11 protein-coding genes and 1 tRNA gene are annotated in these 9,340 nt (G+C 37.7%); all 12 read right to left on the bottom strand.

The window, feature by feature from the left end; genetic code table 11:
• Positions 1–102: 102 nt before the first annotated feature.
• The 12 genes from B5F87_RS19525 to B5F87_RS19470 all read right to left on the bottom strand — a co-directional run bounded on the left by B5F87_RS19525 (position 103) and on the right by B5F87_RS19470 (position 9,088).
• Positions 103–549, bottom strand: a complete 447-nt coding sequence (locus B5F87_RS19525; protein WP_087284209.1) for a hypothetical protein — start codon at positions 547–549, stop codon at positions 103–105.
• A gap of 15 nt (positions 550–564) precedes the next feature.
• Entirely contained in the window at positions 565–861 is a 297-nt protein-coding gene (locus tag B5F87_RS19520) for a hypothetical protein (RefSeq protein ID WP_087284206.1), read from the bottom strand.
• A gap of 17 nt (positions 862–878) precedes the next feature.
• Positions 879–1,871, bottom strand: a complete 993-nt coding sequence (locus B5F87_RS19515) for a DUF6017 domain-containing protein (protein WP_087284203.1) — start codon at positions 1,869–1,871, stop codon at positions 879–881.
• A gap of 47 nt (positions 1,872–1,918) precedes the next feature.
• Complete coding sequence (locus B5F87_RS19510; RefSeq protein WP_087284200.1) at positions 1,919–2,269, bottom strand: replication initiator protein A; 351 nt, start codon at positions 2,267–2,269, stop codon at positions 1,919–1,921.
• A complete protein-coding gene (locus B5F87_RS19505; RefSeq protein ID WP_087284197.1) occupies positions 2,269–3,183 on the bottom strand; it encodes a ParB/RepB/Spo0J family partition protein in 915 nt (304 codons plus the stop codon). Before B5F87_RS19505 ends, B5F87_RS19510 begins: the two co-directional genes overlap by 1 nt.
• The gene (locus tag B5F87_RS19500; RefSeq protein WP_087284194.1) at positions 3,173–3,958 is read right to left on the bottom strand and encodes an AAA family ATPase; all 786 of its coding nucleotides are present in this window, start codon (positions 3,956–3,958) and stop codon (positions 3,173–3,175) included. The genes B5F87_RS19505 and B5F87_RS19500 overlap by 11 nt, the downstream gene beginning before the upstream one ends.
• Positions 3,959–3,976: 18 nt before the next feature.
• Entirely contained in the window at positions 3,977–4,801 is an 825-nt protein-coding gene (locus B5F87_RS19495) for a ParB/RepB/Spo0J family partition protein (protein ID WP_343215789.1), read from the bottom strand.
• Positions 4,802–5,263: 462 nt separating this feature from the next.
• Positions 5,264–5,337: transfer RNA gene (locus B5F87_RS19490), tRNA-Arg, on the bottom strand.
• A 343-nt stretch (positions 5,338–5,680) separates the two neighbouring features.
• Positions 5,681–6,553, bottom strand: coding sequence for a DUF3881 family protein (locus B5F87_RS19485; RefSeq protein ID WP_158097113.1), 873 nt, complete (start codon positions 6,551–6,553; stop codon positions 5,681–5,683).
• Positions 6,554–6,683: 130 nt separating this feature from the next.
• Entirely contained in the window at positions 6,684–7,220 is a 537-nt protein-coding gene (locus B5F87_RS19480; RefSeq protein WP_087284185.1) for a DUF4446 family protein, read from the bottom strand.
• A 94-nt stretch (positions 7,221–7,314) separates the two neighbouring features.
• Positions 7,315–8,259, bottom strand: a complete 945-nt coding sequence (locus B5F87_RS19475) for a ParB/RepB/Spo0J family partition protein (RefSeq protein WP_087284181.1) — start codon at positions 8,257–8,259, stop codon at positions 7,315–7,317.
• 55 nt (positions 8,260–8,314) lie between these two features.
• A complete protein-coding gene (locus tag B5F87_RS19470; protein ID WP_087284178.1) occupies positions 8,315–9,088 on the bottom strand; it encodes an AAA family ATPase in 774 nt (257 codons plus the stop codon).
• Positions 9,089–9,340: the final 252 nt, after the last annotated feature.

Raw genomic sequence — 9,340 nt, 5'->3', positions numbered from 1 at the left:
TACTGTGCTTACATAATCTAAAAGTGCTTTCATAGAAGAACTCCTATCCTTTTTTCTTTGAGTATACCAGAAAATCAGGATGGATGTTCACAATTTATTCATTCATGCGTTTGTCGTGCATGATGGTCTGATATTATTACTATCATTATCAGGAATATCTATGTATTTATCAAACATAGAGAATAGAGCAGCAATAAACTGTTCTGCGCTTCTATTCTGCTCCACAATCTGTTCCAATGACAATCCTTCTATAAACTTACAGACATATACCCAACAAGCCAGATCACATGCTTCTACAATAATGTCATTAATAATCTTTCCCATAACTTTATCAAAATCATTGATATCTTCAACAGGAAGTGATTGCAGATAATCAAGTGGGGGAAGCTCCCCACTTGGATTATACTTTTCTGATTCATCTAAAAATGCTAAGACCTTTTGCCTGGATTCTTCTGGCATCTTTACATATTCCCACAATGCCATAACCACTTTCAAATCCGTATCTCTACGAAGCGGTGGTAATTGGATATAATCATTTTCTTTAATCATGGTTCTTCTCCTCCTCTATGCTAACAATATTCTCACTAATTTTTCCCGGGCCATATCAATCGCAGCATCTATAAATACACTTACATACAAAACCAGAAATGCTGAAACGATCAGGCAGAACAAAAATACAACCTGCACCCAATCCTGGTAACAGATAATCGTTCCTATTGCCAAAGCTACCAGTCCAAGCACCACAAATGATTTAGCAATTGAAACCATATTCACAACCAGCTTAACGAGTATTCCCACGATTATGAGAATAAACCAGACCGGAATCAATAATATTTTCCCAATGAGCTTTAAACAAAACATCTTTCTCCTCCTCTCAGTCAGACAGCAAACTGCGGCATGTCATGATTCACTTCTGCCTTATAGTACCCATCGATCGTTGTCGGGGCATTGAATAATGCTGCCAGCATATATTTCTTGATATTTTTCACCTTTGATGTATTCTTCTTGAAACAGTCAAGAACATACTCGATGTGGGAATAATTCAGTTTTAAAAACTTGCTGCGTACCAGTTCTGCCGGATACCAGTTACTTGCGATCAGGATCTTTTCATTGCTGCACAGAACCGTTTCTACGATCAGCTCATAGATTCCCTGGATCAATGGTTCGTCATACTTGTGAGCCATAATCAGGGAGTCATAATCTATGTTTTCTTTGATCAGTTCCTGATAGGCAGACAGAATATCCTGCACATCGGTATCGGATCTTTCTCCATCAGATATGATTTGATCAGATTTATTCTTACTCTCTTTAATATCGCTAGTATTATTATAATTAGAGTTTGAATTGCAAACTTCTTGAAGTTTATTTTCAGGACTTCTTGAAGTTTGTTTTTGGGACTTCATGGAGTTTGTTTTATAAACTTCTGCATCTTCCAGAGTATCAACATTGGTTTGTTTTGTAAACTTCTGTGCTTCCTCTGCTGATTGTTCCGCCTGTTCCTCATAGACCATGAAGCTTTTTACATATATGATGTTTGCTTTTCCAAATCCCTGCCTGCGCTTTTCAATCAAACCGATTCCATTCTCATCATCCAGTTCTTGCAGCGATTTTACAGCTTTATTCCTTCCACAGTTCAGCAGTTCCATGATATCTTCAATGGAAAAATAGATGTATGCCCGGTTCTGTTCATCAAACCACTGATTTTTGATGGACAAGGACATTCTGTCCAGCATCAGACCGTATAAGATCTTTGCATCACTGCTCAGATTTTTAAAATATTCATTTTTGAATAAAAGTTTTGGTATCCGGTAGAAGCTGTACTGATCAGCTTCATTTCCGTAAAAATATCGAAATGTCAATTTCTGATCCATATTTTCTCCTTTCCTGCGGCCGTAGTTCCGTAATGGACACTTCTTACTCACGCTACCGCAAAGTCTTTTACGAAATAAATACTCGGCAGTCCCATGCCTCTAAATTGCTTTTCTATAAGTCCTGCATTTTCAAGCTCCGCCAGACATTCCCTTGCTTTTTTTCTGGTTACACCCATATCTTTCTGGATTTCCTGAATTGGATAAACTACATACATTCGGTTTCTTTCATCGACCCATTTATTCTTTGCCGCCATTCCCATACGGTCTAAAAGAAGACCGTAGAGAACTTTTGCATGAATGGTAATTCCCGTAAATATTTTTTCAGTAACCAACATCTTTGGAATATGTATAAAAGAATACTGATCCGCCTGTTTTCCGTACATATATTTAAAATCCATCACATTACCTCCTGTTCCTGTTTCCATTTTTCCAATAATGATTCAATAACTTTCTCCATGTCTTCCGATGTATAATTTTTCGGGAAATATCTCGTCAGCTTCTTTTCATTCAACGTTACCTTTCTTGCAGGAGCCTTTACGGGAATATGGCTATTCAGAATACTGATCATCAGACTCTGTGTAACCGGTCCTTGTCCAAGATAATTTCTTAAAGCTGCAATCTGATTTGGTTTGATAAATCCATTGTCACAGAAATATTCATAAATCCATTTCTGTACATCCTGTGGAATATATGAGATATCAACAGCAATGGTAAAGTTCAAACGTTTCTTATCTACCAATTCCAGTAAATCTGGGATAAGTTCTGTCAAGCGGATATAACGCTGGATTTGCTTCGAACTTTCTCCTACTTGATCAGCCAATATATCTCTCGATACGCTTCCAGATAACTTCTGGTCATTTTGACCAGAAGTTAAATCATGTCTACACCCTTGTCTCTTCATAGCCGCCAACTTCATCTTATATGCAAATGCCTTTTCACTCGGAAGCAACTCCTCTCTTTGGATATTGGCATCTACCATGGCAATCACAGCTTCATCATCCGTCATTTCTCTGACAATTGCCGGTATTGTTATTAACCCCGCCTTCTGTGCCGCATGCATCCGACGATGGCCGGAGATCATTTCATATCCATCATTTTGATCCGGACGGATCAGAACTGGGGTCAAAACTCCTGATTCACTGATGCTTTCTATGAGATCCTGCATTTTTTCATCATCAATTACTTTAAATGGATGACCTGCAAAGGGCTTTATTTTATCAATCTCAATCTCCATAGCTGATTCTTCATTTACAACACCCAGTAATTCGTCGATGCTTGTTAATTTGATTTTCTCGCCGCTTCTATTTTTCATTTTCTAAAACCTCCTGTGTCAGATTCTTATAAGCATTGGACACTTTGCTCTTAGGACAGTGGGCATAAATGCTGATTCCCTCCGCACTTGTTTCTGCCGCTTTTACGGATAACGGTATTACATTTTCAAAAATCGTTATCTTTGATCCATATGTCACATGGAGCATCGTTGAAATATCCTTTGCGTAATTTGTGCGGAAATCTACCATTGTCAGCAGAATTCCCATGATCTGCAATTTCCTGTTCAGCCTTTTCTTTACCATAGAAATGGTTTTGATCAGCTGTTGGAGACCTTTCACCGGCAGATATGCTGCCTGTACCGGAATCAGAACTGCATCCGAAGCAACAAGAGCATTGATTGTCATCATTCCAAGGCTGGGCATACAGTCGATCAGAATATAATCGTATCGTTCTCTCATCATTTCGATATAATCTTTCATGATCATTTCCCGGCTCATCACATTTCCCAGGGTTACTTCCAGGGCCGATAATTCAATATTTGCCGGTAACAGATCCACATTCTCTTCATGATGAAGAATTCCATCCTCCGGTTTTATTTCTTCCTCATTAATAACTGCCAGCATGATCGTTGCCAGAGTAGTACCAAGATCATCCGGTTCCACATACCCCAGACTGGCTGTCAGGCTTCCCTGGGGATCCGCATCAATCAAAAGCACCTTTTTCCCTTCTTTCACCAGGCCGATCCCTAAGTTTACTGTTGTCGTTGTCTTTCCGACCCCGCCTTTCTGATTTGTAACAGAAATTACTTTACACATCATTCATTCCTCCGTTTCTTATTTATCCCAGAATTGTTCCATCCATATCTTTAAGATTGCTACAATTTCCCGCTTCATCATTTCCGGTGTATAACTGTTGGGAAAGTATCTGTGAAGCTGTTCATTTGTAAATGTGACCCTTGATATTTCCCCTTTTTTGACCTCACTCAAAATATCCTGCATCTTTTCCAGAGACAGATTTCCTTCTTTGCTCAGTTTCTTCATCCGTTGCGCCTGAGAGAGAGAAGGGACCGATTGGGCATAATCCATTGCCTCGATCAATTTTTTCTGCTCATTTTCTTTTAAAGCTGCCAATTCGACAGCCGGATTAAATGAGATCAGTTCATCATCCAACTGCTGTAACAGCTCCGGAATCAGATTCGTGAGAGTAATATATCTCTGTACCTGCTTTGGGCTTTCCCCGGTTTCCTCAGCAATAATCTCTACCGTTCTTTTTCCTTTTAAATTGTGGTCAATTTGGCTACGCGGCTTTCCGGCAGTTCTTTTCATAGCATCATTTTTCATTTTGTATGCAAATGCTTTCTCACTGTAACTGATCCGCTCTCTTTGCAGATTAGCATCCACCATTTTAATAATGGCTTCTTCATCGTTCATAACCCGTATAATCACAGGAACTTTCCGATATCCAAGCTGCTGAGCCGCATATTTTCTTCTGTGGCCTGAGATAATTTCATATACTCCATCCGGCACCGGCCTTACGATCAGCGGATTCAATACACCGTACTGTTTTATGCTGTCCTTCAGGAGATGCATTTCCTTATCGTCAGTCACTTTAAAAGGATGGTCTTTAAATGATCTGAGTCTTTCAATCTCAATTTCTATGACTTTCTCATCCTCAAACAGCCTGTTTGATTCGTTTTTTTTTCTGCCATTGAACTCCTCCTTTTCCTGTAATCCAAACTAAAAAATGCCCGTTCAGATTAGATTCCTATATTTGAATCTGATCCAAACGAGCATCCCGTTTGCCATTAGCTACAGCTAATGAAATATTCTATTGTTTCAGCTAATAGATGTTTGCAGAAGTTCCTTTCAGCAAAGGATTTTTCTCCGTTTTACCCTGTTTTACATCCCCGATCTGAGGTTTCAACAGGAACGAACCCCGATGTTAGCAGGAAGTTCAAATTTTCCCGTTTGCAAAACAGTATTTTTAATTAGCTGCCAGCTAACGAAAATCACTTCAAATTAGCTGGAAATTCATTTCTCACTTGCTTTTTTTTCATCGAAAATAATAAAAAGCGGAAGATGGTTTTGCTAATTTTGCTAACCATTTTCCGCTTGATATACCGTCTCCGGGAGGATTTGAACCTCTGACCCCTCGCTTAGGAGGCGAGTGCTCTATCCAGCTGAGCTACGAAGACAAGTACCGATTTTTGGCTTAAACACTAAGTTTTCAGCCTTTTGGTTCGGTAACCGATATATGATTCTCAGCTGATTTTTAATCAACTGCAGATCATCAGATTATGAATTTGTAACAGTAGAACATCCGCCAAAATGGGGAAAGCTCTGTTGTTAATTTTGTCTCTTCCAGAATAGATTCGAACTCCAAGTTCTTTTTTCATTTTTCCTTCAGGGTTCAGCCGCGGCTCCTTCTTAGGAGGCGAGTGCTCTATCCAGCTGAGCTACGAAGACATTTGTTGCCGTTTGTGCCAATCACAAATCATGCTATAATATTTTAATCTAAATCATGGCATTTGTCAATCACTACATACAATCCACTTCTCCCTGGAGCCATATATACCCTTTAAATCTTCTTCCTTTCTCCGGCACTCCCATAATATCAGATTTTGCTATCGTAAACTCAATCTGTATAGAATTACATTCAAGAGAAATATAATAAAACTCTTCTCCTGTCATATTGTTTTTCATGGTTGATACGTCAATAATATCGCCAAGGACTGAATATTTATCGCATTCCACCGTATGAGGCATGAAGTAAGAATTAACAATAGTAAAAATATCCTCTTTTTTGGAACGATTACTTACCAGAGTATACGTATCCATATCTTCCAGAGTCAGCTGCTCCATTGCTTCCACATCGCCCGCCTTTGCAGCGTCGATCATTTGATTTCTTATTTCGTTTCCCTGTCTTTCTTTTTTTCTCTGGTGCTCGTCTCTCTCAATCGGAAGAATCACCATGCCGCCACAGGACAGCCCTGACAGAGTGATACAATTAAATTCCTCCTGAAACATGCCGTTCTTTCTTTTTAAATACTCGATAATATTATTAACATGAAAGATCAACGGTATTCCAAGATTATTTTCATCACATATGCAGGCATATTCATGACAGGATGTATACTTTTCAAATTCAGGATTCTCATGAAACAGACAGTTAAGACCACGAACATACGGAAAAAAGAAATCTCTTTCGGCTTCGCCCTTTTCCGTTACTTCCGCTACTGCCACACCTATAGCTTCACCAAAATCTTTCTCATATATAACAAGTTCTTCTGCCTCGTTAATCTGGTAGGAATCTTGTCTGGTATGTTCCTTTTTAACATAATCCGTGAGCTCCCGGATTTTCTTTTTTGTATTATATTTCCCCAGCCCAATTGCCCGTAAATATCGATACATTCTTAATGCTCCCTGTTTTTTATTTCTCATCTTCTGGTTAATTATATATTTATCTTGTCTACTTTGCAAGTTAAAAAAAATACCGGAAAAGTAAATTATTTTTTACTTTTCCGGCTTTTATTCTTTCAGTTTATTCTACTGTTGATACCTTTTCCCCATAATGAAGCGCTTTCTCAAGAGAAATCTTTTCCTCTTCTGCCAATGCAATGCTGCATTCCCCATTGGTAACTTCTTTCATATAGACATGACATCCTGCTCTGTTATGTATTGTATTTAAGATAAAACCATCATTCGCATCATTTAGAAGAGTGAGGACAAAACTCATATTTCCTCCGCTCACAGAGTTCTCCACATTAAATGCGTCATATCTGTGAATTCCAATCTTACTGTAACATTTCCTGACTTTTTCATAAATGATAGCAATCTGGTCATCATTATCCTTCTGCCCTGCTTTTAATTCATCGATTTCTCTGAACCTTTTATAAATAGTATATTCGAGAGACTTACCACTCTCCCCCGTCATAAATTCCATGTATCTTTTTCTCAGTCGAAGATAATCCAGCAGAAGAAAAAATAAAGCAATGAGCAACACTGCCATAACAATACAGGTTCCAATCATAAATACGTCAAAATCCATATTTAAAAAACTCAAAATTCTACTTTCCATACGTTTCTCCTGTTTCCTGTGTTTTTTTCTTGATGTATAACAACGCTTTTATTATAACACATTGTAAGTTATTTCTGCTACTATATAAAAAAACTCAATTACTTTTTATTTGTATACTTTGGATCAGATCAATAATTCGTTCCAGTTCATCTGCTGAATAATATTCTATCTCGATTCTCCCCTTATTATTCTTCTTATTTTTTATGGTAACCTTACTTCCGAGAATATCTTTCATCCTGCCTTCAAAGAAATGAAACATTTCTTCTTTTTGCGGATCTTCTTCCTGCATTTCCTCCTGAGCCTTTTCTTTATGATTCAGCATTTTTTTCACCAACTGTTCCGCTTCTCTCACACTCAGGCTCTCATCAAGAATCTTACATGCTGTTTCATACTGTAAATCTTTATCTTCTATTGGTATAATAGTTCTTCCGTGTCCGCTTGAAATCAGATTATCCATTATCATCTTCTGCACTCTCTCATCCAGACGTAGCAGACGCATAGTATTGGTAATGGCTGTCCGACTTTTAGAAACGCTGACAGCGATCTCATCCTGTTTCAGACCATATTCTTCCTGAAGCTTCTGGTATGCCTGCGCCTCCTCAATGGGATTCAAATCTTCTCTTTGCAGATTCTCGATTAAAGATATTTTTAGTATTTCCTTTTCATCATACTCTTTTATTATTACAGGAACCTTTTTTAATCCTGCTTTTTTACTTGCTCTCCATCTCCTCTCTCCGGCAATAATTTCATAATAATCCCCCTTTTTCTTTACGATCAAAGGCTGGATTACACCAAACTGTTTAATGGATTCTGCCAGTTCCTCTATGGCATCTTCATCAAATTGTTTTCTTGGCTGGTTTCTGTTTGGCTCAATTTTTCTGATATCTATCTCAATGTCATATTCTTTTATATCTTCTTCGTTTATTCTGCTCTCTTCTTTTATTTGATTATCTGTATTTTCTTTCTCTTTATGGGAAGCTTTGTCTTCCCTTGGAATCAGCATATCGAGTCCACGACCCAAACCTTTCTTAACAGCCATCCACTTTCCCCTTTCCTTCATTGTAATGTTTCACGTGAAACATTGAATAATAAAACTATTTTTCTGTATTTTCAATTACTTCGTCTGCCAATAAATGATAGGCCTCTGCTCCCGATGATTTTTTATCATAAAGATTTATCGGCAGTCCATGACTAGGTGCTTCTGCAAGACGTACGTTTCTTGGAATTATCGTCTTATATATATTTTGATTTAAATTATCCTTTACATTTTCAACCACTTGCAAAGATAAATTCGTTCTTGCATCATACATGGTAAAAACAACACCTTCGATTTCTAAAGAAGGATTTAAATTTTCCTGAATCAAATTTATTGTATAAATCAGCTGTGATAAACCATCTAAGGCATAAAATTCGCATTGTATTGGTACTAAAACAGAATCCGAAGCCGTCATTGCGTTTACTGTAAGCATTCCTAATGCCGGCGGACAATCTAAAATAATATAATCATATTGATCTTTGATAGGGGCAAGCTTTTCCTTTAATATGTACTGCATGTTTTCTGATGTGATCAGCTCTATTTCCGCACCAGCAAGATTTCTGTTGGATGGTATTAAAAATAAATTTCCAAAACAATCTTCGATTTCAACAATAGCATTTTCCACAGAAATTTCTTCTCTTAAAACCTCATAAATTGTTTTTTCCAATTCATTCTTTTCCAACCCAAGACCGCTTGTGGTATTTCCCTGGGAATCCATATCGACCAAAAGAACTTTCTTCCCTTTTTCTGCCAGACAGGCAGACAGATTAATGGAAGTTGTAGTTTTTCCAACTCCGCCCTTCTGATTGGCTACAGCAATCATTCTGCCCATAAAACAAAACCTCCATTCATTACCTTTTTATTCTTACATTTTATTTTGTTCATTGGACATTATAACACACATCAAATGAAAAAACAGTCCAATGTTTCACGTGAAACATTAAGAAATTTTTACAAGAAAAAAAGGGGCCGTTGCAAAATAGATGAGTAATCATCTATGGAGCAATGGCTCCATTTTTATGCCTGAAAATAGAAAACGGACCCCGAAGAGTCCGTAATCCATGGTATAATTAGATATGACTAC

Origin of the sequence: Eubacterium sp. An3 (assembly GCF_002159465.1) — a bacterium.
Classification (GTDB): Bacteria; Bacillota; Clostridia; order Lachnospirales; family Lachnospiraceae; genus Anaerobutyricum; species Anaerobutyricum stercoris.
Note: the sequence above shows the minus strand (reverse complement) of the source record. Positions and strands in the feature narration are given on the sequence as shown.